The following is a 24,229-nucleotide window of genomic DNA, read 5'->3' as shown; positions in this document are numbered from 1 at the left end:
TATCGACCGCGCTCCTCACGAACGGATCTTTCCGACACGAAGCTTTGGAAGCTCTCCAACGGACAACTCTACGAACGCATCTCAGCGGCCAAGTCCGCGTGACCACCAGCATGGTCAACGACAGGGGGCAGGTCATCCATCTTCGGCGCACGTCAGAGCCCGAACCGGTTCACTTGAAAATTGACAATGCTCTCGCCGTCTGGCCTCGGCCCCTCAAAAGGCTGATGACCGTCAAATGAAAAATTTGTAGTGAAGAATCGAAAATGCACTCCCAACAATATCACTACCTTACGCAGAAAAGTGACAAACTTGGGCTCATGGCTGCCCGTGTGGCCCCTGGCCCACAAGGAGGTGGTCCCATGGTCCCATGTAGTGGGGTATTGATGGCCATGCGCCAGCGAGCCGAGGGCCCATAAGGGCGAAGTTCCATGATACCTTTTGCCGTGAAAAGCTTGATCCGCGGGGATGCCGCCGTGGGTTCGCGCATTGCCTCACGGCCCCGCCCATGGCAAAGCCTTCGTCATTGACTTGGAGCGGCCAGCTGCGCCCGCAATCGGCGCGCGTTGTCTCGCGCAAAATCCAGGGACGGATCCAGTTCCAAAGCCATTTCAAATAAACGCAAGGCTTCTTGCAAATGCCCCATTTCTCTCAAGTTGGATCCGATATTGGCGTAGTCGATGGCGGATCCTGGGTCGATGTCGATGGCTTTTTCAAAGGATTCAATGGCCTGCAGGTGTTTCTTGAGTTGATAGAAACAGAATCCCTTGAGGTTATAGATTTCCTTGAGCGTGGCATTCCATTTTTCCGCTTCCTGCAGCGCTTCCAGCGCCTCCTCATAGCGGCCGAGGTCTTTGTGACAAGAAGCCATATGGACATAGATGCTGGCGATTTCCTTGGGGTCCGGTTTCTGGGTAAGCGATTGTTGAAAGAGGGCCAGCGCATCTTCAAATTGTTCTAATTTTTCCAGAGCATGAGCTGTAAAAAAGGTGAGGTCAAAGCGGGGCCCAAAGAGGTCGGCGAGACGGCGCAGGTGGGACAGCGCCTCAAAGGGCTCAAGGCTTCGAAGGATCGTTCGGGCCATGTGCTGAGCGAAATCCGTCTGGCGCGTATGCTCCAAGAAGTGCGCTCCGGGAATGATCACATACACGCTGGGAATCTGCAAAGCTTCGTGGGTCACATTGACCGCCAAAACGGGCAGGTCCAGTCGGGACAAGCTCTGAACGGCCTGCTGAATTTCCACGCGCATGTTGTCGTGACTTATATCGGGCAAGGCCGTCAGCGGCACCGTGCGGTCGGATTCCATAAAATAGCGGGCTTCCTGAAGGGAGGCGTACTTGGGCAGCGTCGGCTTGTAGGTGGTGCGGTTTTCAAAATCGCCGGCCAGTTGGGCCACTTCCGTCAAAGCGCGGCACAGGGATTTTGCGGGATGAGACGTGGTGCCTGCGGTAAAGACGATTTCACTGCGCTGGGGAAAGGTTTCGGGATCGTAGGCCAGAACCCCCACGGAGGGAATCCCCGTGTTCAAGGAGAAATCGTGGACAAACAGGCGAATGCCGCACCGCTGGAACTTTTCCAACAGCTCCTTAGCCGCCGCATCGTCGACGCTTTGAAGATCAATGGCCGGGGTGATGCGCCGCTCATGAGAGATCACCGACCCCACGTGGCGTTCCACCACCTCGCACAAACCCTGCAAGACGGCCTCTTCCAGCGTGTTTCCCGCTGCTGGGCCGTTGTATTCATTGATGAGATAAAACCAATCGATGGGAACCCATTCGTCTTGTTCGTCGGTGAAGTTCCGGCCGGGAACCCAGCGCAAGGGACAGGTTTCCAGAAAAGAGCGCACGCGCTCTACAGGGGTTTCCGGATCATGGACGGACTGCAAAAGCCGTTCCGGTGGCGTAAAGGGGCCGCGCAAGGCTTTTATGGAAGCTTTCAGGAACCTCTGGGCATGAATAAAGGAGAAAAAGCTGAACCGTTCCATGAGTTCCATAAGGGCGCTGGCTTCCGACTGGGCTGGGGTCGCGCCTTTACCCATCTGTTTCTTGGTGCCTGTTAGTGGGGATGCGTCGGAACCGCACAGGCTGATATAGACGGGAATGTTCAGACGCCCGGTATCGATGCGCAGGGTCTCGGCCAGAATATCCATGTTCAGGTTTTCCAGGCGTTGACGAACCCAGCGCACGGTGTCCTGAGGATCTTTGGCCTTTTCCTGGTCATGGCGAAAGGTTTTGAAACAGTCTTGTAAGGTAAGGTGCGCATCGAGAATCACAGTGCCCTCCATGAGTCCTAAAGTTGTTCGGGGTTCACTCGTAAAGGCGGTGCCGTGCCATGGGTTGAGCCGTTGTCACGAAAACAGGCTTTGTTCGCCAGCGTTTGGATGGGCTTCCAGGGCATCACGAATCACGGCCAAGAGTTGCCGAGCCTCGGTGCCTGTCTTAATGGTCTGAGGCAATCCCTTGACGGCACGAAGCTCTTCCATGGTTGTGGGCAGGCGTTGTGCCAACCGCACAAGGGCTTCGTTGGGGAGCACGCGGAAGGGGGCGCGATTTACTCGTCTGGCCAACGTGTCTCGATAGGCGTACAGATCGCGAAGGAGGGCTTTGGCTTTTCGAGAAAGGCTGCGCGTGCCCGGAAGCCGCTCATAGCCGTTGGCGGGAAAGCGTTCTCGAGGGGGCGCCTGAGCGCACACCTTGGCAAAGGCTTCCTGCGCCTGAGGCCACAGGCCGCGCCGAACCAGCTCTTCATGCAGTTTATCCCGCAAGGGAATGAGGTAGTGGGTGTCCAGGCGCGCGTAATGGAGTTGACTGTCTTTCAAGGGACGCGCTCCCCAGTCGCAACGCTGCCATTTTTTGTCCAGCTGCACCTGAAAATGAGTTTCCAGAACATGGGAAAGGCCGAGGCGCTTTTCCCCCAGCAGTTTACAGGCGATGGCGGTATCGAAGACATGGCGGAAAGTGAACTGAAAATCTCTTTTGAGAGCTCCGATGTCGTTGGACGCTGCATGAAAGATCTTTTCCACGGCCGGATTTTCAAAAAGCTTTGACAAACACGCCGGGTGGGCGATGTTTAAGATATCGATGATGTAGTCGTCCTGGTCCGTGGACAACTGGATCAGGCAAACCCGTTCATAATAGGCGTAGTAGCCGTTGGATTCGGTGTCCACGGCGATGCGACGGCACGTGAGAAGCGTCGAAATGGCCTCTTCCAGCCTCTGGTCCGATGCAATGAGGATGTAAGGACGCATGAATACGTGTCCCGGTTTATGCCCTTGGGTTGTGTGTCCAAAACCTATGGAGTGCGCTCATGAGTCGAAGACGAAAAAGAATCAAGACCCCGTCGGCCCATGAAAGCCCGCCGCCCGTCAAAGAGCACGGCTTCTATACTCCCTTCTCCTGCTTGAATCAATACGGGAAACACCAGAAGAAGCGGGGTGCGAGCCAGGAGAGCCTTTCGCAAGGGCTGCCCAAGGATACCGTGGTGAAGGCGCCGCCCGAAACGGAAGCGAATCTTTTCTTGAGGGCTGTGGACGACGTGACGCCCTTGCCCGAGGATTCCCGGCGTCGTGTGGCCCCCAAGGGGCCGACGCGCCGTTTTCCTCATTTTGCCCGGCTCGAGGATGCCGAGGTGCTGGCGCATTTGGCCGAACTGGTGAGCGGAGAAAGCCGGTTTTCCGTGCATTTTTCCGATGAATACATGGACGGTGCGGTGATCGGCCTGGCGCCCCACATCCTCAAAAGGCTGCGCAACGGCGACTTCAGTTATCAGGCTCACATGGACCTGCACGGGTTAACCCGCCCAGAAGCGCAAAGGGCCTTGACGGATTTTCTTGTGTGCAGCCACACACGAGGTCTGCGCTGCGTGCTGGTCATTTGCGGGCGCGGGCTCAATTCCAGAGGCAAGGAACCTGTATTGAAGCGGAACCTTGTGGGATGGCTGACCCGAGCGCCCCTCAAAGGACTAGTCTTGGCCTTTGCCAGCGCCAGAACGTGGGACGGCGGGGCTGGAGCCGTCTATGTGTTGCTGCGGCGCCGCAAGGGGAAAACCCCCGTGTGCACGCCGGCTCTTTGATCGTAGAACCTGTAAGATCTTGAACAAGCCCTCGCGCTCGGCCCCTTGGTGCGAAGAGGTGCTTACGCGCACGCCCGCCAGAATAAGGAGGGCGCCCACCAATTGAGCCCAGGACAAGGTCTCGTTGAGGAGCGCACGCGCGCTCAGCACAGTCACCAGTGGAATCAGGTTGATGAGCACGGCCACTTGAGATGCCGGCAGAACACTCAAGGAAAAATTGTACAGCCAAAACGCCCCCAGTGTGGCTAACACACCCAGAAAGATCAAACTGCTCAGGGCCGATGCCGATAAAGGACTCAACACGACGGAGGACTCGTCCGTAAAGGCCAAGAGGGTGAAAAAGACCGTGGCAAACGTCGCTTGAATGGTCGTCAAGGTCATGGGGCGGTACCGAGCGCTTAAAGAGCGGCTGACGATGGTGTAGACCGAAGCACATAGGGCCGCGCCCATCATGAGCAGATTGCCCTTAAGCAGAGAAGGGCCCACCGAGGCCGCAGCTAAGTCCTTGTGCACGAGAAAGGCAATGCCCACCAAGGTCATGGCTGTGCCCAGCGCGGTCCTGAGGTGCAACGGCTCCTTTAGGAAAATGGAAGCCAAAAGCATCACGAACACGGGAATAGACCCGATGATGAGTGACGCCACGGATGCGCTCGTGTAGAGCAGACCTCGCGTTTCGCACAGAAAATACAAACCCGGTTCCATGAAGCCCAAAAGGCAAAAGAGCCCAAGGTCCCGTAGACGCAACACCTCCCTTTGAAACACCAGGAATGCAGGCACCAAAATGGCGCACGCCATGGCGAAGCGCAGAACGAGCAGTCCGTGGGGTGTGAAACTGAGCAGGGCCACCTTGGTGGCCACAAAGGATCCTCCCCAGATCACACACGCCGTCAGGGCCGCCAAGTAACCTTTTGCCTTTGGATGCATGGGGTGTGCTTGAAGCGCCAAAAAAAGAGAGAACCCCCATGAAGAGCCGGCGGGTTCTCTCGTGGAATGAATCGTTCAGTCCGCCATCAATCCCAGCTGAGAATCTGGTCGTCGTAGATTTCCTCAATCTTGCGTTTGTGTTTGATCTCTTCCTGCGCAAGCATCTCAAAAACCTTGGCCGTCTTTTCGTGTATGCACTTGTCTTTCCAGGCACTGTAAAAGGCATGCGCCTTTTCTTCCTTTTTCATGGCCAGTGTGAGTGCCTCTTGGTACGTCATATCATGTCGAAAAGGAACGTCCATAAGGTAATCGCTGATCTTAAGATCTTGCACCGTGTCGAGCTTGAAGCTTTCCAGCCCGGCGGGATCCAGTCCTTTGAGCAGTTCGCGATGTTTCTTCTCTTCCTCGACCATTTCCAGAAAGAATTCCTTGATGCCGGGGTTCTTGGCCTTATCGGCGCACTGCTGGTAAAAATCCATGGACAGTTCCTCTTTCTTGATAGCGAAATTCACCACGTCAGCAAAGGATCGACAAGTCAAGACGGACATAGTGGCCTCCTCTTTCGGTCCATTGTTGGAAAAATTTCTTCTAAGCGGCGAGCCGCGAGCTTGATTCCTCATAACAGAACCGCTCGGCTCGAAGCAACTGGTTTCCCCTTTCTTTTCTCCATTGGCCCTTGGGTACCTGTCTTGAAACCATCACCGCATGCGTTCCGTCGATGTCTTTCGTGTGGGCTCAAAACTTTCAATGAATTACAAGGCTGCATTTGACCAAAATAGGCATTTTCGGAAGCCCTAAAGCTTGTTTGAGAACGCCTTCAGGAGGAGCGGCGCAAGCGGCACTTCGGACTGACGCGGGTTCCATGGCCGTCTGGGTCCATGGAAAGACCGCGCCTTGCGGAGCTCTCAAAGAATGCAACGAAAACGGCCCCGAATAGCCATTTTCAGATACGTTCCAGCCCATGCGCAGGCCTTCGCCTGAGGCTCAGACAAACAGGGACACAATGGCAAACCGTTCCACATCCACTAACCCCCGTGAGCTTATCTTGAGGGCCGGTATGACCGGCAGAGCAAGAAAAGACAGGGCCATAAAGGGATGCCGAAGCCTTGAACCCAGGGCGTGCGCCGCTCGGGTGACCTCTTCCAGCGCTGCACACACACGATCCAAGGGCTCCACGCTCATGAGCCCGGCAAGGGGCAGAGGCATTCGGGCCACGACACCCTTGGAATGACTGACACAGAAACCGCCTCGGCTTTCCACCACGGCCCGCACGGCACGACTGATGGCTTCATCACTGGCCCCCACGGCAATGAGATGATGCGCATCGTGGGCCACCGTGGCGGCCAACGCGCCTTCTTTCAGTCCAAAGCCCTGCACAAAACCCACCGCCGGCTGCTCGGGCGCTTCGGATCCCGAATACCGGTTGAAGACCACCACTTTCAAAAGATCCCGCGAAGGATCACAGACCGCCAAACCGTCCTGAACCGTGGCGGGAAGAATCCGATGATCCGTTATCAGAGAGCCTTCCCGCACTCCGATAACGCGCAGGTTCCGTCCTGCCGCGGCAACGCGAAACCGTTCCACCTCCACGTTCCGGACGGCCATGGGGCTGGGCAGGGCTTCCAGCAAAGCGTTTTTGTCTGTGAAGGTGGTTTCACAGAGGCACCCGTTCGAGGATACCAGACGCCCGTCTTTAAACACCATCACGGGATTCCAGGGGGTGAGGGTTGGGCTGACGGAAAAATCGGCGATATATCCTGGCGCCAAGGCTCCTCGGCGCCGAAGCCCGAAAAGATGGGCCGGATTCCAAGACGCCATGGCCACGGCGCGCACGGGATCCATACCCAAAGCCGTCGCACGGTTCACAATGGCGTCCATGTGCCCTTCGTGAAGCAGATCCGTGGGGTGGCGATCGTCGGAGACGAACAGGCATCGAGGCCATGTGGTGTCAGTGACGGCGTCAAGAAGGGAAGCCAGGTCCTTGGATTGGCTGCCTTCTCGAATCATGAGGGCGAGACCCTTGGCCAGTTTTTCCCGAGCTTCTTCAAGGTCCGTGGTTTCGTGGTCGGAGTGGATGCCGCAGGCGATATAGGCGTTGAGGTCCAAGCCCCTGAGTCCCGGGCAGTGGCCGTCCATCAAAGTGTCCTGAAATAGAACAATCTTATCCAGAACCTCGGGATCCATGGCCAGCACCCCGGGAAAATTCATCATTTCCGCCAACCCAAGGACATTGGAACGGGTCCGCACGGTCTGCAGGTCGGCTGCGCGAAGCACAGCTCCGGCAGGGTCCAGGGGAGCCGCGGGCACACAGCTGGGAAGCATGAAGAAAAAATCCAGCGGAAGCCCCTCGCAGGCCTGTATAAGGGCGCGCACACCGCGCAGCCCCAACACATTGGCGATTTCGTGAGGATCCAGCACCACGGCCGTGGTGCCGTGAGGGACCACGGCGGCGGCAAATTCCGCCGGGCACAGCAGGGTGCTTTCCAGGTGAAGGTGCGCGTCGATGAATCCAGGGGCCACGTAAGCCCCGTTCAACGGGATTTCTTGAAGGCCTTGGTAGGTGCCCCAACCCACAAAGCGGCCGCGGTGCACGGCCAGATCCTGGCTCAGCACCTCCCCCGTCCAGACGTTGATCAGGCGCGCGTTTTTCAGGCACAGTTCGGCGCATTGCGTGCCGCGGGCCACCGCGATGAGATCCGCCAGGGTCTCCCCATCCATCATGGCGGCATGGCGCTCACAAACCATCGTGAAGGCTCACATCTTGTATTTACCGAAATCTTCCGGGTCTAGCTTCTCCAGCAGCTCTTGCAGATTGTCCTTGTCTTCCTGGCGAAAGACGGGAGGCGTTTCTTTTTCCGAAACCTTTTGGGAACGCCGCAGCACATCCTCTTTCACGTAAATGGGGGCGTTGGTCCGCAGCGCAATGGCAATGGCGTCACTGGGGCGCGAATCGATGGGACTGATGCCCATTTCGGTCCGCAAGTAGATCAAGGCATAGTACGTGTTTTCCCTCAGGTCGTAGACTTCGATTTTTTCCACCTGAACCTGCAGGTGGTCCAGAAGATTTTTCACCAGATCATGGGTCATGGGACGCGGAAACTTAATCTTTTCTAGTTCAGTGGCAATGGAAGTGGCCTCCAGCAGACCGATCCAAATGGGCAAATGGTCGTCCCCTTTGGGGTCGTTTAAAATGACGATGGGCGTATTGGTCTGCGGGTCCATAACCAAACCGGCAACCTTCATCAATCGATACATGGGATCTCCTCGTATGGAAAGAGCGAAGGCAGTGCACTGGGGGCTTGCCGAACCTTACGCCCCTATCCCGCTCGAGGTGCGAAGCGGTAAAACCGGTCGTCCCTTGAGCGAATGCGCATAGGCTTCCGTAATTGTGACCGGAATCAAGCGGCCTTTCAATGCCTGCGAGCCTTCTAAATTGACGATCCTGTTTTGAGGCGTGCGCCCGCTCATTTGTCCTCGTCCGGCTTTGCTCGTCGATTCCACCAACACTTCGCGGGTGCGACCCACTTCCGAAAGGTTTTTTTTCAAGGTGATGGCCGCCTGTAGGGCCTGCAGTTCGGTGAGGCGACTTGCCTTTTCTTGCTCGCTCACCTTGTCAGGAAACAGACGGGCCGCCGTATAGGGCCGGTCCGAATAGCGAAAGGAAAAGAGGGCGTCGAATTCCACACATCGCATGAGATCCAAGGTTTTTTGGAAATCCTCTCGTGTTTCTCCGGGAAACCCCACCATGACATCGGCGGTGAGGCTGATTTCCGGGCAGGCGCCTCGAAGAAGTTCCACTTTTCTGATGTATTCTTCCGCGCTGTAGCCGCGATGCATTTTTTGAAGAATGCGGTCGGACCCGGCTTGAAAAGGCAGGTGAATGTGGGGGCACAACTGAGGAAGATCCACAAAGCACTGGATCAAATCTTCGGTCAGGTCTTTGGGATGCGATGTGGTAAAGCGCAGGCGAACCACGTCGGTTTCTTGAGCGAGAAGGCGCAACAGATCTGAAAACCGTGTTTTTTCCTGCAACCCCTTGCCGTAGCTGTTGACATTTTGGCCCAAGAGAAGGACTTCTCGGGCTCCTTTTTCCACCAGCAACTGTACTTCTTGAAGAATTTCCCGGCTGGGACGGCTGCGTTCCCGGCCGCGCACATAGGGCACGATGCAATAGGTGCAAAAGTTGTCACAACCCTGCATGACCGTCACTGGAGCCACCACGTCCGTGACCCAAGCTTCGGTTTGCCCGAACAATTCCCGCCAGCCTTCTTCATCCTGGTCCGGCAGATGCGCTACCCGTGGAGCGCCGCTGCGGACGGAACGAACAATGTTGGGTAACGACCCTAAAGCCCGGGTGCCCACAACAATATCCACGAAGGGAAAGCGTTCCAAAAGGGAGGATCCCAGTTGCTGTGCCACACAGCCCCCGACCACGATGATGAGAGAAGGCTTGCGCCATTTCAGACGCCGCAAGCGCCCCAGCAGGGAAAAAACCTTTTGTTCGGCTTTTTCCCGCACAGAACATGTGTTGACAAAAATGACGTCCGCGTCGGCCGCGTTGGTGGTAAGGGCATAGCCGTCTTGCGCCAATAGCCGTTGCACGCGCAGGGAGTCGTAGGTATTCATCTGGCAGCCGAAGGTGTGCACGTAAAGTCGCCGCGGCTGCGCGGCCTGATTCACACAAAGTCCTTCCATTCTTTCGACCTGATGTCCTTTTCGGTCAAACGAATATTGGCAGATGAAAGCCGCCGGGCGAGAGTGCCGATGATTTTCATGGCCAGCTGAGGGTTTTCAGACACGATCTGTTCCAAGCGTTGTGGCCGATAGACCTGCACCAGGCTTTCCCCCATACTGGTCACCGTGGCTTGGCGCGGGACCTTGAGTAAGCAGGCCATCTCCCCGAAAAAATCCCCCAGGCCGTCGATGCGACCGATTTCGACCCCTCGAAGCGTGACGCGAAGGCCGCCGTCCGAAGAAATCAAGCGGTAAAATTCCTTACTGTCTTCCCCTTCCACAATGATGGTTTCCCCGTCCCCGTAATGACGCACTTCCACATCACTGGACAGGACAAGCGGTTCTTCACCGTTGACGGCAAAGGAAGTGTCCGTCAGTTGCCGAAGCAGCGACATGACCAGTTCGCGAAAGGCTCGAGGACGCGTGTGTAGAAAGTCGTCAAAGGCTTCCGTCTCATAAAACATCACGCGGCACGGTGTCAGGGCTCTGGCGCTGAGAGGAGACCTTTTCTTAAAGACCATGGACTCCAGCCCAAAGACATCCTTTTCCCTCAAGACGCGCACTCGACGGTCCCCTCTGGAAAGTCGCACACGGCCGTCCAGAATGACAAAAAACCCCTCAAGGGGCTCGTCCTCCGCCACGATGAGCTCCCCTTCCTGATACGTGCGGGCTTCCGCCGCATAGGGTTGAGGTTCACCTGAGCCGTTGGGGGCCTGATGGACAGGCCGAAAGCGCGTGTCACTCATGGCATGTGGCCTCTTTGGGTTCAAACGTTTCCTGCCGCTCAAGGCTTTCAATGTCTCCGGTCATCGTTACCGTCCCATTCCTCTTAGTCCAACCCAAAGCGTATTTCAAGAAACGCCGTGCACAAAGGATCGAATGCCCAGGCGTTCTCTTTCATGATCGAGCACAGTCAAAAGGTCCCCTTCACAGCCCGGAGCCACGGCAATGCGCACGTGTGCCAGTCGAGGATCTTCTGTGGTGACCACACCCAGGCCTTCGTAAGCTTCGATGATGGAAGTGAGCAAATGGATGTGTCGTGGATCCATCCACACCTCAAAAACCCGACATCGATCCATGTTCATGGAGTCACATCCCGCCACTTTGAACTTTGAGTTGAGAATCAACTTATGATAACAATAAAAATTAGTGCAGGAAAGAGAGGATGTTTCGGGATAGGGCATCTCAAAGGCTTTTCCACAGGATCGGGGTGCACACAGGGTGAGGGACCCATGAAAAGACATTTCGGCCACCGATGGGTGCTCGGGCTATTTTGTCTCGTCATGGGGCTTGGCCTGGGGATCGAGCCGTGGGCAGGGACCGCGCAGGCAGGTCCCCAGACCTTTGTGGCGCAGGGGACCGCCCCCTTGCAGCCGAGCAATCGCGCTCAATCCCGCGCTCAAGCCCTTGAGGATCTTCTCCATCAGGCGGTGTGGCAAGCCGTGGGAACCATCCTTTCGGGGCAGGAACTGTCCCAGAAAAGCAAAGAGATTCGAAAGGATGTTCTTTCCCAGGCGGAACGGTACGCCCAGAGCTATAAAATCCTCGGCGAATACACAGACGGGGATCTTTACCGCGTGCAAGGAGCCGTGGACGTGGCCCTGGAAATGCTGCGAGCCGATTTGGAAAAATTGGGCTTGATCGCTCAAGCCCCACCTTCCACGGGAGAAGGAGCTTCGGAAGCTTTCCACGAAGAAGCGCTGCGCGAGGTGACGGCCAGGGTGCCGCCTCCACAGATGAAACCTACAGGTTTGGATCGTTCGCGCCCTGAAACAGTGGAGAAGCGGATTTTGTGGGTGGTGGCGGAAAACTGGGACGGGTCGTGGTTTGCCTTTACCAGAGACACCCTATTGACCTCAGGGGGCCTGGCCCGGTGGGTGGCCGACGAAGCCTCGGACTATGGATGGCAGGTGGAATTTCCGGGCATGCTGCCCAAGGAGCTTCCTCTGACGGCGGAACATATGACACCGTGGTTGGAAGAGGCCCGTCGATTGGGAGCGTCCCACCTGGTGATGGGGACGGCGCAGAAAATGGGTGACGCCTTGGCGGTTCGACTGGAGGTGGTGGAGGTGGGTTCCGGGCGGCGTGCGGGGATCGTGGACGAACGGGTCTCGGCTCTCGGGCAGGACGTCCTGGAAAGTCTGCTTCTTTTGGCGGCGGTGACGGTTTCCAAAATGGAAGGGGTCTTCCGCGGAGGGACTACCCCAGGGCCGGTGGCCGCCAAGCCGGCACCCACAGCCCCTGTTGCGACTCCGGCAAATCTTCCGGTCGGCATCTGGGAAATGGCCGTCAAGGGCGATGCGGCCTATGCCGCATGGTTGGCCATGGAAAAAAGGCTTTCGGAAATATCCAAGGAATTTGCCGTGGAGTCGGTGGTTTTGAAAACGGAGGGCGTGAACGCGCGAACCAAGAACCTGCCTCCTGAAGCGGCAAAGGTGCTGGACGGCATGCGCATAGGCGCGGCCATGGTTGTGCGTTTAGAGGGCATTGACCCCTCCGCCCGCACGCTGACCTTTACCGTGGAAGCCATGCCCGTGGAACCGGAAGCGTCCCCGGCCCAGGAATCAAAAACCCAATGACTGTTCCCAATATCCTGACGCTCCTGCGCATCCTGCTTACCCCCCTGCTCGTCTGGCTTCTGGTGAACGAGAGACTCTCGGGCGCCCTGGCGGTTTTCTTTGTGGCCGGCATCACCGATGGTCTGGACGGTTTCATTGCCCGCGTGTTTCATCAAAGGAGTCGACTGGGGGCGTACTTAGATCCTTTGGCGGACAAGATTCTTTTAGTGAGCAGCTTCATTTTGCTGGGGCATATGCACCTGGTGCCCAATGCCTTAGTGATTGTAGCCGTCAGCCGAGACCTGCTGATTTTGACCGGGGTGATGACCTTTTGGTTGTTTCAGATTCCTTTGGAAATTCGTCCGAGCCTTGTGAGTAAATTGACCACATTGGCCCAGATTCTAACCGTTTTGGTCACACTGTCGCAGCCTCTGATGGCTTGGTCCATGGGGCTGCGCCGCCTCCTTTATGTGGCCACTGGACTCATTACCATGGCCAGCGGACTGCACTACATCCTTGTGGGGATGCGGCTCTGGGACAAAGGCCGACCTTCGGGAATGGCCGGATTCCCGTGACAGCCATGGATGAGGGGCAGCATTTTCCTTGACACGGTGGGCACCGATTCGCTAATAGGAAAGCCAACTTCGTAGGCACGTAGCTCAGTGGGAGAGCGCTACCTTGACGCGGTAGAAGTCGGCGGTTCAATCCCGCCCGTGCCTACCATGTGGAACCTCTTGACGGGGTCCACGGAATCGAAATCGGACGCAGACCAACGTACCAGAGAATGGTTTAAGGCTCGCGGGTGGAACAGCACGGGGTACGGGTTTTTCCTTTCAGCGCCCAGACAGGTTGAATGGAGTACAAAGCATCGGATCCGTCTTGAGGCGGCTGATGCTTTTTTTATGGATGCGGCACCGCGCCCAGCCCCACACCGGCTGCAGCGGGAAGAGGGGAAGAAAACAACCATGGCGGAACAGGCAGAAAGCGTTCGTGTAAACTTTTCAGACGGGACATCCATGGAAGTGCCCAAAGGGACGGCCGTTGCGGAGGCTTTGGCCCAATGGAAAAGAACCAAGAATACGTGGGTGGCGGCTCGGCTGAACGGTAAGCTGTTGGATCTTCGAGCGCCCATTGAAGAGGGCGGCGCCTTGGAACCCTTGGCGCCGGAGTCTCCGGAAGGGTTGGAGATTCTTCGTCACAGCACGTCCCACATCATGGCGCAGGCGGTGCAGGAATTGTTTCCCGGAACCAAGATCGCCATCGGCCCGGCCATTGAAAACGGCTTCTACTACGATTTCGACCCACCCCAGTCCTTCAGCCCTGAGGATCTGGAAAAGATTGAAGCCAAGATGGCGGAAATCATTGTGGCGGCCTTGCCCTTTGAGCGCCGGGAGATGCCTCGAGAACAAGCCATAGAACTGTTTCGCCAACGCGGGGAAACCTATAAGGTGGAACTTCTGGAAGAGCTCACGGAACCCACGGTGTCCGTGTACCGCCAGGGAACGTTTGTGGATCTGTGCCGAGGGCCACACATTCCCGACACCGGCTGCGTGAAGGCGTATAAGCTTCTGTCATTGGCTGGAGCCTACTGGCGCGGGGATGAACGCAATCCCATGCTGCAGCGGATCTACGGGACCGTGTTCCCCGATGCCAAAGGGCTCAAAAAATACCTGGATTTCCTTGCCGAAGCCCAGCGCCGGGATCATCGTCGGCTGGGGCGGGAACTGGATCTTTTCAGTTTCTCCGACGAAGTGGGCGCGGGAATGGTCATCTATCATCCCAAGGGAGCCCTTTTGCGGCATATTCTGGAGACTTTTGAAAAGAAAGAGCATCTGCGTCGAGGTTACCAGATCGTCATGGGGCCCACGCTGCTCAAGACCGATTTGTGGAAGCGATCGGGCCATTTCGACAATTACCGGGAAAACATGTACTTTACGGAAATCGAGGGGCAATCCTACGGCATCAAGCCCATGAACTGCCTTTCGCACATGCTCATCTACAAATCCAAGGTGCGCAGTTACCGGGATCTGCCTATCCGGTATTTCGAACTGGGCACGGTGCACCGCCACGAAAAATCCGGTGTGCTGCATGGGCTTTTGCGCGTGCGCCAGTTCACGCAGGATGATGCGCACATTCTGTGCACGCCCGAACAATTGCACGCGGAAATTCAAGGCATTGTGGACTTCGTCATCGAGGTCATGGGGCTCTTTGGGTTTTCCTACGAAATGGAGATTAGTACGCGGCCGCAAAAGTCCATCGGCACCGATGAAGATTGGGAACGGGCCACCACGGCGCTCATGGCCGCTCTAGAGGACAAGGGCATCCCCTATCAAATCTGCGAAGGGGAGGGGGCTTTTTACGGGCCCAAGATCGATGTGAAGCTTCGAGACGCCTTGGAACGCAAGTGGCAATGCGCCACCATTCAATGCGATTTCACTTTGCCCGAACGTTTCGACCTCACCTATGTGGGCCCGGACGGTCAACGGCATCGGCCGGTGATGCTGCACCGCGTGATCCTCGGGGCCATGGAACGGTTTCTGGGTGTGCTCATTGAACATTATGCCGGCGCCTTTCCCACATGGCTGGCCCCGGTGCAGGCCGTGATTGTGACCGTGACGGACAAACAGCTGCCCTTTGCCCGTGCCGTGTATGAACAGATGAAGGCCGCGGGAGTGCGTGTGGATCTCGACGAACGCAGCGAAAAGTTGAGCTTCAAGATTCGAGAAGCACAGATGCAAAAAATTCCTTACATGTTGGTCATCGGTGACAGCGAAGTGGAAGCTCAAGCGGTGCGTCCCAGAAGAAGAGACGGGCGGCAATTGGAAATCATGCGCCCCGAAGCGGTGATCGAACTCTTGCAAAAGGAATGTCTGGAAGGGTCCGGTGGACGGATTGGTTTGGGCGCGGTGTAACATGGCCGCGGTGTGCAAGCGTGACCTTAAGCGAAGGGAGGACCAGGCTCTGAAAAAAGAACAAGAAAACATCAATGAAAAAATCCGCGCACGGCAAGTGCGCGTCATTGGTGCGGACGGAAGCCAACTGGGCATTCTGTCCTTGGAAGAGGCTCTGAACGCGGCTCGAGAAGAAGGGCTGGACTTGGTGGAGGTGGCGCCTACTGCCGATCCGCCAGTCTGCAAGATCATGGATTACGGCAAGTTCCGCTACCAGCAGAGTAAGCGTTCTCAAGAAGCCAAAAAGAAGCAAACCGTCATTCAAGTCAAAGAAGTCAAACTTCGACCTAAGACCGACGAACACGACATCCAGACCAAGGTGCGCCATATTCGCCGCTTTTTGGCCCAAAAGGACAAGGCCAAGGTGACAGTGATCTTTCGAGGCCGAGAGATTGCCTTTAAAGATCGAGGCGAGATGGTCCTGCAAAGGGTGTTGGAGGAACTCAAGGACGAGGTGGTGGTGGAAATGCCGCCAAAGATAGAAGGGCGCAACCTGGTCATGATTCTCGCCCCCAAGTCTTGAGGTTCCCGAGCGCCCTTCAAGGCGGGTGCCACGGGACAAAAGGCTTGACACCCATAGGGCCTGTCAATAGATTACACGCTTCAGTCGCCGAAAGACCGCGGTTCAGAGTGGCGTGAGCCACAGGTGATGTGTTGCGACCACTGATGAAAGAATTGTGGAGGAATTCATGCCCAAGTTGAAAACCAAACGTGGAGCCGCCAAGCGCTTTCATCGCACGGGTGGCGGTTTATTTGCGAGAGCCAAGGCGGGCAAGAGCCATATTCTGACCAAGAAAACGGCGAAACGCAAACGCGCTCTGCGCCAATCCACCCTGGTGGACTCCGCCAATTTCAGGGCTGTCTCGCGCATGCTTCCTTATGCCTGAAACGAACCGAGAAGGCAAACGCCGTCTGTGGCACGGCGCGCGTGAAGAAGGACGGAAGGAGCTGGTACCATGCCTCGTGTAAAAAAAGCGGTGAAATCGCGCCAGCGGCGCGGAAAGATTCTCCAGATGGCCAAGGGGTATCGAGGGGGGCGAAGCAAGCTGTTGCGCACGGCCAAGGAAACGGTGCAGCGGGCTTTGGTTTACGCCTACCGGGATCGAAAGGCGCGAAAGCGTGATTTTCGAAGCCTATGGATTATGCGCATCAATGCCGCCGCCCGTCAGCATGGCATGAGTTACAGCCGTTTCATGGACGGACTGAAGAAGGCTCAGGTGGCTTTGGACCGCAAGGTGCTTGCGGGGCTGGCGGTTCATGATTGCCAGGCCTTTGCTCAACTGGTGGCCCTGGCCAAAGAAGTTGCATAAAACCCATGGAAGACACAGCCCGTGCCCTGCTCGATCAAGCGGAACAGGCCTTAACCGCCGCCGCGGAAGACCTCAAGGCGCTGGAGGCGCTGCGGGTGCGCTATTTAGGGCGCAAAGGCGAACTGACGGCCTTGTTTAAGGCCCTGGGTCAAGTGGACCCGGACCGGCGCCCCGCTGTAGGAAAAATCCTCAACGATGTCAAGGCCCGCCTGGAGGCGCTCCTGGATGCGGCCATTCAACGGGCCAAAGAACAGGCGGCTCAAAGCGGCGATTCTTTGGACATTACGGCGCCCGGCCGACGCCCCCTTCGAGGGCGGCTGCACCCCATCACGCAAATCGCCATGGAAATCGCCGCCATTTTCAATCGGCTGGGCTTTGAAACGGTGGAAGGTCCCGAGGTCGAGCTGGATTACTACAACTTTGAAGCCTTGAACATTCCCAAGGACCATCCGGCTCGGGACATGCAAGACACTTTCTACGTCTCCGAAGATGTGGTGCTACGCACCCACACATCGCCCCTGCAGGTGCGCACCATGGAACGCAAGAAGCCGCCCATCAAAATCATCGCGCCGGGAAAGGCCTACCGGTGCGATTCCGACGTGACCCATTCTCCCATGTTCCATCAGGTAGAAGGCCTCATGGTGGGCCAGGGCGTCTCTTTCGGCGACCTCAAGGGAGTCCTGACCGTCTTTGTGCATCAGATGTTCGGCCCCGATGTGGGCCTGCGGTTTCGCTCGAGCTTCTTTCCTTTTACGGAACCCAGCGCCGAAGTGGACATTCAATGTGTCATCTGCAAAGGGGCGGGATGCCGTGTGTGCTCCCACAGCGGCTGGCTTGAAATCCTTGGCTCAGGCATGGTGGACCCGGAAGTGTTCAAGATGGTGGGCTACGATCCCGATGAAGTCACCGGGTTTGCCTTTGGGATGGGCATCGAGCGCATCGCCATGCTCAAATACGGCATCAACGACCTTAGGCTCTTTTTTGAAAACGACCTGAGATTCTTGCGACAGTTCTGAGGGGATGACGAACTCACGAGGTCGGCGGCGCGGATTGGACGGAGCACGCAAAAGGGCACGAGAGCGCATGGTCGTGCCCTTTGCCTTGGTGAGACCGGCCCGCCCGCCCAGGTTCATCAAAAGGGGATAATCCATGATTGTCAGCGGCGAGTGGCTTCGCGATTACGTGACCCTGACCATGGACATGGAACAGTTGGCGGAACGGCTGACCATGGTGGGGCTCGAAGTGGAAGCCGTGGAAAAACCCTATGCCTACCTGCAAACGGTAGTGGTGGGGCGCATAACGGCCGTGGAAGCGCACCCCAAAGCCGATAAGCTCAAGATTTGCCGAGTCCATGACGGCCACCAAGAACGGCGCGTGGTGTGTGGCGCGCCTAATGTGGCGGAAGGCCAAAGGGTGCCCCTGGCTTTGCCGGGAACGGTGTTGCCGTCCGGCATGCCGATTCAGGAAGCGACCATTCGCGGCCAAGTGTCGCAGGGCATGCTGTGTTCCCAAAAGGAACTGCAACTGGGCGAAGACGCTTCCGGCATATGGATTCTGCCGCAGGAAACGCCCATAGGCCTGTCGTTGGCGGACGCCTTGGATCTCGACGATGTGCGGCTGGACGTGGCCATCACACCCAACCGAGGTGACTGCCTGTCCATGGTGGGCATGGCTCGGGAAGTGGCGGCCATTTGCGGCACCTCCGTGCGTTATCCGGTCATTGATGTGAAAGAGACAGGACCACGGATCGAAACGCTGGCTTCTGTGACGGTGGAAGACCCCGTGGGCTGCCCTCGCTACGCAGCGCGCCTCATCGAAGGGGTCACCATCGGAGCGTCCCCTCAATGGATGCAACGCCGTCTGGAATCCGCCGGCATTCGTTCCATCAACAACATCGTGGATGTGACCAACTACGTGCTCTTGGAACTGGGACAGCCTTTGCACGCCTTTGATTTCGACCGGCTGCGTGAAAGGCGCATCGTGGTGCGTCGCGCCGTGGCCGGAGAAAAATTTGTGACACTGGACGGTGTGGAACGCACCCTCTTTGATGACACTCTGCTTATCTGTGATGGGCAAGGCCCGGTGGCCATTGCGGGCATCATGGGAGGGTTGGAGTCGGAAATTACGGCATCCACCACGCGGGTTCTCATTGAAAGCGCCTATTTTCAACCGGAATGCATTCGCCGAAGCAGTCGCAAACTGGGGTTGCGAACGGAGTCCAGTTACCGTTTCGAACGCGGCGTGGATCCCGAAGGGGTGCTGCGGGCCGTCGACCGAGCGGCGCAGCTCATGCAAGAGCTTTCCGGAGGATCCATTGCTCAGGGGCGTTTGGACGTGTATCCCACGCCTGTGCCTCGGCCCCGCATTCGGCTGCGTGTCTCCAAGGTGAATCGCTTTTTGGGCATGAATCTGTCCGCGCACCAGATGGTCGATGTGCTGCGGTCTCTGCATATGGACGTGGAATCCGTGGATGCCGAAACCTTTGAGGTCATCCCGCCTTCTTTTCGACCGGATGTGACCCGGGAAGTGGATCTGGCCGAAGAAGTGGCCCGCTTGATCGGATACGACAAGGTGCCGGTGACCCATGCGCAGGTGCCCCTGTACAGCGATCCCGTGGATCCTCATGCCCAGACCCGTGGGGAGCTCAAGAGGGTTTTGGAGGCCGCCGGGTACCACGAAGTGCTCACCTTTTCCTTTACTTCCGAGAAAGCGCTGCGATCCCTGCGGCTCGTCGAGGACGACGTGAGGCTGCAGCCGGTGCGGTTGCGCAATCCCCTGAGCGAGGAACAGGCCGTGATGCGCACATCCCTTCTTCCGGGATTGTTGCAGACGGCTCGGCTGAACCTGGATCGCGGCAACACCGATGTGCGGATCTTTGAACTGAGCAAGGTCTTTCTGCCTCGACAAGGTGAGCTGCTGCCTCGAGAAGACCATCATCTGGTCGGGGTGGTGGTGGGCCGTCGGGATCCTCGACCGGTCTATGGAGCCGAGGACCCGGTGGACTACACGGACGTCAAAGGGGTGGTGGAAGAGGTTCTTGCGGCGCTACATCTGGACGAATCCCAGTATCGTTTCACCCGGGACGCGCTCCCCCCTTATGGGGATCCGCGATATGGTGCGACCCTGGAAGTGAAGGGCCGTGGAGTGGGTTCCCTTGGGCGCATTCACCCCGATGTGCAGGAAGCCTTTGATCTCAAGCGCGAAGCCTACTACTTCGAACTGGATTTTGAAGCGCTGTTTGCTCTCCGGAATCCCCATCCCGGATTTGTTCCGCTGCCCAAGTTTCCATCCGTTGTTCGGGACATGGCGCTCGTTGTGGAAGCCAAACTGCCGGTGGCCGACCCCTTGGCCTTTATCCGCTCATTGCCGGAACCGCTCATGGAATCCGTGTCCATCTTTGACCTCTACCGCGGAAAGCCCTTGGCCGACCATCAAAAGGGGGTGGGATACCGGATTGTGTATCGGGCCGCGGATCGCAACCTCACCGATGAAGAGGTTAATGCCGTGCATGAGCGGGTTACGGCACAAGTGCTGGAGCGGTTTCAGGCGACCTTGCGCTGAAATGGCCCTCATGCGGCTCAACTCTTGCGTGCGCGTTCTTGAAGGATTTCCATGTTAGCCAACGGCATCCTGCAGGACAAAGGTGAAGAGGATCGTCCCAAACCGTGTCACGTGACCTTTGTCCACGAATCCCGAAAGGGTCTGGGCCGGTCCTGTCATTTTAATGAAATCGGCATGCTGGTGCTGTGTGCGGATCCGGCGCCGCTCCAGGCGCGACTGCGCATGAGCCTCCTTTTCCCCGGTCTGAAGAATCCCATCGACGTGGAAGCCGAGGTGGTGTGGACCAATCCTTATGGGGCCGAAGACGCCGTGACGCCTCGAGGCATGGGTGTGAAGTTTGTGGAACTGGATGCGGCCACGGCGCGCCTTCTCGCCGATTTTTCTCAGCGCTACAGAGTGTACGGCACGCAGTACGAAATCTTTTACACCTAAAGCTATGGCTGGAAAGGCGCTTGAACCTCCAGCTCGAAAGGCCGCTCGAAAAACCTCCCATGAGTGCCTTGGAAACCCTTCTTCTTGCCGTGGCCTTGGGCTGCGACGCCTTTGCTGTGGGGCTTGGTGTGGGCACCAGGTTTTGTGCGCCTCGGCAAATCTTTCGGCTGGCCTTTCATTTCGGACTCTTTCAGTTCGCCATGCCCCTTGTCGGCTGGGCCATGGGTCTTTACCTGGTGAACCTGGTGCAGCGGTGCGGACCGTGGCTGGCTTTTTTTCTTCTTGTTTTCATTGGCGGAAAAATGGCTTATGAAAGCGTGCGGGGTGAGGAATCCCACGAGGTGTGTGCGGATCCCACGCGGGGCATGAGCTTGGTGGTGCTTTCTGTGGCCACCAGCATGGACGCCTTGGGCGTGGGGTTCAGTTTGGGTATTTTGGGTCGCCACTTGCTGGGAGCGGCGGTGGTCATCGGGATCACGGCCGCCGTGATGACCTGGGCGGCCATGCGCATCGGCAACCGTTTCTCCGTCCTCTGGGGGCGGCGCATGGGTGTCTTTGGCGGCCTTGTGCTGATCGCCATCGCCTTTAAGCTTCTCTTGGACTGAACAGCCCACAGACTGACCAGGAACACTATGGCGGTTCGACTGGAAATCGCGCTGAAACCCCATCTGTTTGATGCCGAAGGATTTGAGCTGTGCCGCAAGATTCGCGAGTATTTCGGCTGGCACGTGGAAGGGGCTCGAGTGCTTCGCGTGATCATGTTGGAGACGGGCCTGAGCCTTAAGGAACTGGAAGAGGTGCGGCGGGAAATTTTCACCAATCCCGTCTCGCAGATCTCTTCTTTTCGACCTTTGGCCACGGCTTTTGACTTTCAATGGGCCGTCTGGGTCGGGTATCGACCGGGCGTGCGGGATACGGCGGGCAGCGTGGCCCTGGAAGCCATCGCCGATTATCTTCGCCGGCCCCTGAGCCCCCACGATGCGGCCTACACCTCCAAGATTTTTCTTTTGCAAAAGAGCGCCTTGGACCGTTCTCAAGTGGAAACCATCGCCCGCGAACTTTTGGCCAACGACATCATTCAACAGTGGCGCATTGCCGCGCGTGAGGAGTGGGATTCCGAACAGGGGATCGGCATCATTATACCCAAGGTGGCCTTGCGGCACACGCCCGCGGTGGAAACCATCGCCATGGAAAGCGATGAGCAATTAAAGGCCCTGAGCGATGCGCGCCATCTGGCTTTGAACCCTCGGGACATTCCCGTCATTCGCCGGTATTTTTTGCGCCCGGAGGTGCTTCGGGAACGCGCGCGCGTCGGCTTGCATGGACCTACGGATGTGGAACTGGAAGCCATCAGCCAGGCGCGAAGCGATCATTGCAACCACAACACCTTTCGCGGCCTTTTTCTTTACAAGGACTTGGATACGGGCCGGGAAACCGTGGTGGACAATCTGTTCAAAACCTGCATCGAAGCGCCCACGCTGGCGGCGCGCGATCAAAAAAACTGGGTGGTTTCAGTGCTCTGGGACAACGCCGGCGCCGCCCGCTTTGATGAGGACCACCTTTACGTCATCACGGGAGAAACCCACAACAGTCCGTCCACCATGGAAGCTTACGGCGGCGCGCTGACGGGCATTGTGGGCGTCTATCGCGATCCCATGGGCACCGGCAAAGGCTCGCGGCTTATCGCTGGCCTCTACGGCTACTGTGTGGGACCTCGAGACTATGCCGGTCCTCTGCGACCGCACTTGCATCCGCGGCGCCTTTTGGACGGGGTCGTGGCGGGGGTGCGGGACGGCGGCAATAAACACGGCGTGCCCACGGTGTTCGGCAACCTTTTCCATCATCCATCGTACTTGGGAAAATGTCTTGTCTTTGTGGCGGCCATCGGGCTCATGCCCCGCACCATCTGTGGAGAACCCGCGGAACAAAAGAAGCCCCACCCCGGGGATATCATCATTATGGCCGGAGGGCGCGTGGGCAAGGACGGGATTCACGGGGTCACGGCTTCCAGTGAAGGCTACAGCGAACAGACGCCTGCAGGCCACGTGCAGATCGGCGACCCGTACACACAAAAAAAGATGCACGATTTCTTGCTGGAAGCCCGAGACGAGGGGCTTATCACCTTTATTACCGATAACGGCGGCGGCGGTCTGTCCTCGTCCATTGGGGAATCGGCGCATCTGGCGGGCGGTGCCCATGTGGCTCTGGATCGCGTGCCGCTCAAATACGAAGGCCTGGATGTGTGGGAAATCTGGGTCTCGGAATCCCAGGAACGCATGACGGTGGCGGTGCGGCCCGAAAACGTGGACCGTTTCATGGAATTGGCGGCGCTCCATGAAGTGGAATGCACGGCCATCGGCCGTTACGAAGATACAGGAAAATTGCACCTGACCTATCACGGCAAAACCTGCGGTTACCTGGACCTGAGTTTCTTCCGGGAAGATTTTCCGCAGTGGCAGTTCGAAGCCCACTGGCGGTCCCCCGCATCCCGTGGTCTGACGGAGCCCGTTCTGAGCGAACCCACGGCGTACGGCCGTCTTTTAATCGAACTTTTAGCATCGCCGAACCTGTGCAGCCGCGAATGGATTCAGCGCCAATACGACCACGAAGTGCAAGGCAGCAGTGTCATCAAATTGCTTGTCGGCCGGCGCGGAGATGTGCCCAACGACGCCGCGGTGCTGCGCCCGGTGCTGACCTCCCGCCGCGGCTTGGCTGTCACTCAGGCACTGCATCCCACCTACGGCCAGATCGACACCTACCACATGGTGGCGGCGTCCATTGACGAATGCGTGCGCCGGCTTCTGGCGGTTGGAGGGCTTTTGAACGAAATCGGCGGCGTGGACAATTTTTGCTGGCCCTCCATACAATACGACCCGAAACAAAACCCCGACGGCCGCTACAAGGCCGCGCAGCTCGTGCGGGCCAACTGGGCCCTCAGGGATATGTGCCTTGCCTACGGGATTCCGCTCCTTTCAGGCAAGGACAGCATGTATGTGGACGGACATCTGCCGGGGCCTTACGGGGAACGCCACAAGGTGTCCGGGCTGCCCACCATGCAGTTTACGGCCACAAGCATTGTGGAAGACATTGAACGCTGCCTGACCATGGACCTGAAAATGCCCGGCGACTGGGTGTATGTGCTGGGCACCACGCGCCACGAACTGGGAGGTTCGGAATATTATGAAAAGTTGGGCTATGTGGGGCTGAGCGTTCCCAAGGCGGATCCGGAGAAGTTCTTGCGCCTGTATCAGGCGTTGGAAGCGGCCGTGCAGGAAGGCTTGGTGGCTTCGTGCCGCGCCGTGGGTCGAGGCGGCTTGGCCGTGCACGGGGCTCTTTCGGCCATTGCCGGGGAACTGGGCATGGCCTGGGATCTGGGTGCCGTCCCGGTAGACGACAGCCTCTCACCCGCGGCGATCCTATTCAGCGAATCCCTGGGGCGCTTTTTGGTCACCGTGGCGCCGCGTCTGAAGGATGCCTTTGAAGCCCATTTTCGCGGTCTTCCCATGGGGTGCCTGGGAAGGGTGAGTGAGCGGCCGGTGTGGACGATTCGCGACGCTTCGGGTCAAGTGGTGCTGGAAGAGTCCGTGGAAGCCTTGGGAAAGGCGTGGCGTTTGGGTCCGGCGGCTGGGGTTGAGCAGGAAACCTGAGGGCGGTCCGATGGAGCGGTCGCGAGCGTTCTTTCTGAAAAGGG

At 57.7% G+C, this 24,229-nt stretch carries 21 protein-coding genes and 1 tRNA gene; 13 read left to right on the top strand and 9 right to left on the bottom strand.

The annotated features are described in order from the left end of the window. Positions 1 to 520 precede the first annotated feature (520 nt). Both ACUVSA_RS06920 and ACUVSA_RS06915 read right to left on the bottom strand, forming a co-directional pair. Positions 521 to 2,281 (bottom strand): YcaO-like family protein, encoded by a 1,761-nt coding sequence (locus ACUVSA_RS06920; RefSeq protein ID WP_445894267.1) that lies wholly within the window; start codon positions 2,279 to 2,281, stop codon positions 521 to 523. Positions 2,282 to 2,344: 63 nt separating this feature from the next. Further along, positions 2,345 to 3,244, bottom strand: coding sequence for a ribonuclease D (locus ACUVSA_RS06915; protein WP_445894266.1), 900 nt, complete (start codon positions 3,242 to 3,244; stop codon positions 2,345 to 2,347). Between the two features lie 59 nt (positions 3,245 to 3,303). Between ACUVSA_RS06915 and ACUVSA_RS06910 the strand changes: the two genes are divergently transcribed. Continuing rightward, positions 3,304 to 4,068 carry a Smr/MutS family protein gene (locus ACUVSA_RS06910; protein ID WP_445890404.1) on the top strand — a complete coding sequence of 255 codons (765 nt, stop codon included), beginning with the start codon at positions 3,304 to 3,306 and terminating at the stop codon, positions 4,066 to 4,068. Here the strand turns inward: ACUVSA_RS06910 and ACUVSA_RS06905 are convergent. The 7 genes from ACUVSA_RS06905 to ACUVSA_RS06875 form a co-directional block, all read right to left on the bottom strand. Further along, entirely contained in the window at positions 3,958 to 4,992 is a 1,035-nt protein-coding gene (locus ACUVSA_RS06905) for a DMT family transporter (protein WP_445894265.1), read from the bottom strand. The two genes, ACUVSA_RS06910 and ACUVSA_RS06905, sit on opposite strands and share 111 nt — an antisense overlap. 86 nt (positions 4,993 to 5,078) lie before the next feature. Then, positions 5,079 to 5,540 carry a ferritin-like domain-containing protein gene (locus ACUVSA_RS06900; RefSeq protein WP_445894264.1) on the bottom strand — a complete coding sequence of 154 codons (462 nt, stop codon included), beginning with the start codon at positions 5,538 to 5,540 and terminating at the stop codon, positions 5,079 to 5,081. 436 nt (positions 5,541 to 5,976) lie between these two features. Then, complete coding sequence (ade, locus tag ACUVSA_RS06895) at positions 5,977 to 7,737, bottom strand: adenine deaminase (RefSeq protein ID WP_445894263.1); 1,761 nt, start codon at positions 7,735 to 7,737, stop codon at positions 5,977 to 5,979. A 9-nt stretch (positions 7,738 to 7,746) separates the two neighbouring features. Then, positions 7,747 to 8,247 carry a bifunctional nuclease family protein gene (locus tag ACUVSA_RS06890; protein WP_445894262.1) on the bottom strand — a complete coding sequence of 167 codons (501 nt, stop codon included), beginning with the start codon at positions 8,245 to 8,247 and terminating at the stop codon, positions 7,747 to 7,749. Positions 8,248 to 8,301: 54 nt separating this feature from the next. Continuing rightward, entirely contained in the window at positions 8,302 to 9,687 is a 1,386-nt protein-coding gene (miaB, locus tag ACUVSA_RS06885) for a tRNA (N6-isopentenyl adenosine(37)-C2)-methylthiotransferase MiaB (protein WP_445894261.1), read from the bottom strand. Continuing rightward, the gene (locus ACUVSA_RS06880) at positions 9,669 to 10,472 is read right to left on the bottom strand and encodes a Crp/Fnr family transcriptional regulator (protein WP_445894260.1); all 804 of its coding nucleotides are present in this window, start codon (positions 10,470 to 10,472) and stop codon (positions 9,669 to 9,671) included. The genes miaB and ACUVSA_RS06880 overlap by 19 nt, the downstream gene beginning before the upstream one ends. Positions 10,473 to 10,577: 105 nt before the next feature. Beyond that, positions 10,578 to 10,910 carry a DUF4911 domain-containing protein gene (locus ACUVSA_RS06875; protein WP_445894259.1) on the bottom strand — a complete coding sequence of 111 codons (333 nt, stop codon included), beginning with the start codon at positions 10,908 to 10,910 and terminating at the stop codon, positions 10,578 to 10,580. 48 nt (positions 10,911 to 10,958) lie between these two features. Here ACUVSA_RS06875 and ACUVSA_RS06870 point away from each other — a divergent pair, with 48 nt between their 5' ends. The 12 genes from ACUVSA_RS06870 to ACUVSA_RS06815 all read left to right on the top strand — a co-directional run bounded on the left by ACUVSA_RS06870 (position 10,959) and on the right by ACUVSA_RS06815 (position 24,185). Further along, entirely contained in the window at positions 10,959 to 12,305 is a 1,347-nt protein-coding gene (locus tag ACUVSA_RS06870; RefSeq protein WP_445894258.1) for a hypothetical protein, read from the top strand. Continuing rightward, positions 12,302 to 12,859, top strand: a complete 558-nt coding sequence (locus ACUVSA_RS06865) for a CDP-alcohol phosphatidyltransferase family protein (RefSeq protein WP_445890413.1) — start codon at positions 12,302 to 12,304, stop codon at positions 12,857 to 12,859. Before ACUVSA_RS06870 ends, ACUVSA_RS06865 begins: the two co-directional genes overlap by 4 nt. Positions 12,860 to 12,932: 73 nt before the next feature. Then, a tRNA-Val gene (locus ACUVSA_RS06860) sits at positions 12,933 to 13,007 on the top strand. A gap of 242 nt (positions 13,008 to 13,249) precedes the next feature. Then, the gene (thrS, locus tag ACUVSA_RS06855; protein WP_445894257.1) at positions 13,250 to 15,196 is read left to right on the top strand and encodes a threonine--tRNA ligase; all 1,947 of its coding nucleotides are present in this window, start codon (positions 13,250 to 13,252) and stop codon (positions 15,194 to 15,196) included. Positions 15,197 to 15,245: 49 nt separating this feature from the next. After that, complete coding sequence (gene infC, locus ACUVSA_RS06850) at positions 15,246 to 15,758, top strand: translation initiation factor IF-3 (RefSeq protein ID WP_445894275.1); 513 nt, start codon at positions 15,246 to 15,248, stop codon at positions 15,756 to 15,758. A gap of 166 nt (positions 15,759 to 15,924) precedes the next feature. Further along, positions 15,925 to 16,122 carry a 50S ribosomal protein L35 gene (rpmI, locus tag ACUVSA_RS06845; RefSeq protein WP_445890415.1) on the top strand — a complete coding sequence of 66 codons (198 nt, stop codon included), beginning with the start codon at positions 15,925 to 15,927 and terminating at the stop codon, positions 16,120 to 16,122. Positions 16,123 to 16,191: 69 nt separating this feature from the next. Beyond that, complete coding sequence (gene rplT, locus ACUVSA_RS06840; protein WP_445894256.1) at positions 16,192 to 16,545, top strand: 50S ribosomal protein L20; 354 nt, start codon at positions 16,192 to 16,194, stop codon at positions 16,543 to 16,545. 5 nt (positions 16,546 to 16,550) lie between these two features. Continuing rightward, positions 16,551 to 17,561: a phenylalanine--tRNA ligase subunit alpha gene (gene pheS / locus ACUVSA_RS06835; RefSeq protein ID WP_445894255.1), complete on the top strand. Its 1,011-nt coding sequence runs from the start codon at positions 16,551 to 16,553 to the stop codon at positions 17,559 to 17,561. A 133-nt stretch (positions 17,562 to 17,694) separates the two neighbouring features. After that, positions 17,695 to 20,106 carry a phenylalanine--tRNA ligase subunit beta gene (pheT, locus tag ACUVSA_RS06830; RefSeq protein ID WP_445894254.1) on the top strand — a complete coding sequence of 804 codons (2,412 nt, stop codon included), beginning with the start codon at positions 17,695 to 17,697 and terminating at the stop codon, positions 20,104 to 20,106. Between the two features lie 51 nt (positions 20,107 to 20,157). After that, positions 20,158 to 20,538, top strand: a complete 381-nt coding sequence (locus ACUVSA_RS06825) for a PilZ domain-containing protein (protein WP_445894253.1) — start codon at positions 20,158 to 20,160, stop codon at positions 20,536 to 20,538. Positions 20,539 to 20,597: 59 nt separating this feature from the next. Next, entirely contained in the window at positions 20,598 to 21,143 is a 546-nt protein-coding gene (locus ACUVSA_RS06820; protein ID WP_445894252.1) for a manganese efflux pump MntP, read from the top strand. Positions 21,144 to 21,170: 27 nt separating this feature from the next. After that, positions 21,171 to 24,185 (top strand): AIR synthase-related protein, encoded by a 3,015-nt coding sequence (locus ACUVSA_RS06815; RefSeq protein WP_445894251.1) that lies wholly within the window; start codon positions 21,171 to 21,173, stop codon positions 24,183 to 24,185. Positions 24,186 to 24,229: the final 44 nt, after the last annotated feature.

The sequence above is a fragment of the Desulfosoma sp. genome (assembly GCF_052743555.1).
The sequence above is the reverse complement of the archived record's forward strand: the minus strand, read 5'-3'. Positions and strand labels throughout refer to the sequence as shown.

What these genes read in the sequence shown, in the direction of transcription:
- thrS (WP_445894257.1), top strand. Translation starts at nt 13,250, where the DNA reads ATGGCGGAACAGGCAGAAAGCGTTCGTGTAAACTTTTCAGACGGGACA.
- ACUVSA_RS06870 (WP_445894258.1), top strand. Translation starts at nt 10,959, where the DNA reads ATGAAAAGACATTTCGGCCACCGATGGGTGCTCGGGCTATTTTGTCTC.
- ACUVSA_RS06880 (WP_445894260.1), bottom strand. Translation starts at nt 10,472, where the DNA reads ATGAGTGACACGCGCTTTCGGCCTGTCCATCAGGCCCCCAACGGCTCA.
- ACUVSA_RS06815 (WP_445894251.1), top strand. Translation starts at nt 21,171, where the DNA reads ATGGCGGTTCGACTGGAAATCGCGCTGAAACCCCATCTGTTTGATGCC.
- miaB (WP_445894261.1), bottom strand. Translation starts at nt 9,687, where the DNA reads ATGGAAGGACTTTGTGTGAATCAGGCCGCGCAGCCGCGGCGACTTTAC.
- ade (WP_445894263.1), bottom strand. Translation starts at nt 7,737, where the DNA reads ATGGTTTGTGAGCGCCATGCCGCCATGATGGATGGGGAGACCCTGGCG.
- pheT (WP_445894254.1), top strand. Translation starts at nt 17,695, where the DNA reads ATGATTGTCAGCGGCGAGTGGCTTCGCGATTACGTGACCCTGACCATG.
- ACUVSA_RS06865 (WP_445890413.1), top strand. Translation starts at nt 12,302, where the DNA reads ATGACTGTTCCCAATATCCTGACGCTCCTGCGCATCCTGCTTACCCCC.
- pheS (WP_445894255.1), top strand. Translation starts at nt 16,551, where the DNA reads ATGGAAGACACAGCCCGTGCCCTGCTCGATCAAGCGGAACAGGCCTTA.
- ACUVSA_RS06825 (WP_445894253.1), top strand. Translation starts at nt 20,158, where the DNA reads ATGTTAGCCAACGGCATCCTGCAGGACAAAGGTGAAGAGGATCGTCCC.
- ACUVSA_RS06900 (WP_445894264.1), bottom strand. Translation starts at nt 5,540, where the DNA reads ATGTCCGTCTTGACTTGTCGATCCTTTGCTGACGTGGTGAATTTCGCT.
- ACUVSA_RS06875 (WP_445894259.1), bottom strand. Translation starts at nt 10,910, where the DNA reads ATGCCCTATCCCGAAACATCCTCTCTTTCCTGCACTAATTTTTATTGT.
- ACUVSA_RS06915 (WP_445894266.1), bottom strand. Translation starts at nt 3,244, where the DNA reads ATGCGTCCTTACATCCTCATTGCATCGGACCAGAGGCTGGAAGAGGCC.
- ACUVSA_RS06920 (WP_445894267.1), bottom strand. Translation starts at nt 2,281, where the DNA reads ATGGAGGGCACTGTGATTCTCGATGCGCACCTTACCTTACAAGACTGT.
- ACUVSA_RS06890 (WP_445894262.1), bottom strand. Translation starts at nt 8,247, where the DNA reads ATGTATCGATTGATGAAGGTTGCCGGTTTGGTTATGGACCCGCAGACC.
- rplT (WP_445894256.1), top strand. Translation starts at nt 16,192, where the DNA reads ATGCCTCGTGTAAAAAAAGCGGTGAAATCGCGCCAGCGGCGCGGAAAG.
- ACUVSA_RS06910 (WP_445890404.1), top strand. Translation starts at nt 3,304, where the DNA reads ATGAGTCGAAGACGAAAAAGAATCAAGACCCCGTCGGCCCATGAAAGC.
- ACUVSA_RS06905 (WP_445894265.1), bottom strand. Translation starts at nt 4,992, where the DNA reads ATGCATCCAAAGGCAAAAGGTTACTTGGCGGCCCTGACGGCGTGTGTG.
- ACUVSA_RS06820 (WP_445894252.1), top strand. Translation starts at nt 20,598, where the DNA reads ATGAGTGCCTTGGAAACCCTTCTTCTTGCCGTGGCCTTGGGCTGCGAC.
- rpmI (WP_445890415.1), top strand. Translation starts at nt 15,925, where the DNA reads ATGCCCAAGTTGAAAACCAAACGTGGAGCCGCCAAGCGCTTTCATCGC.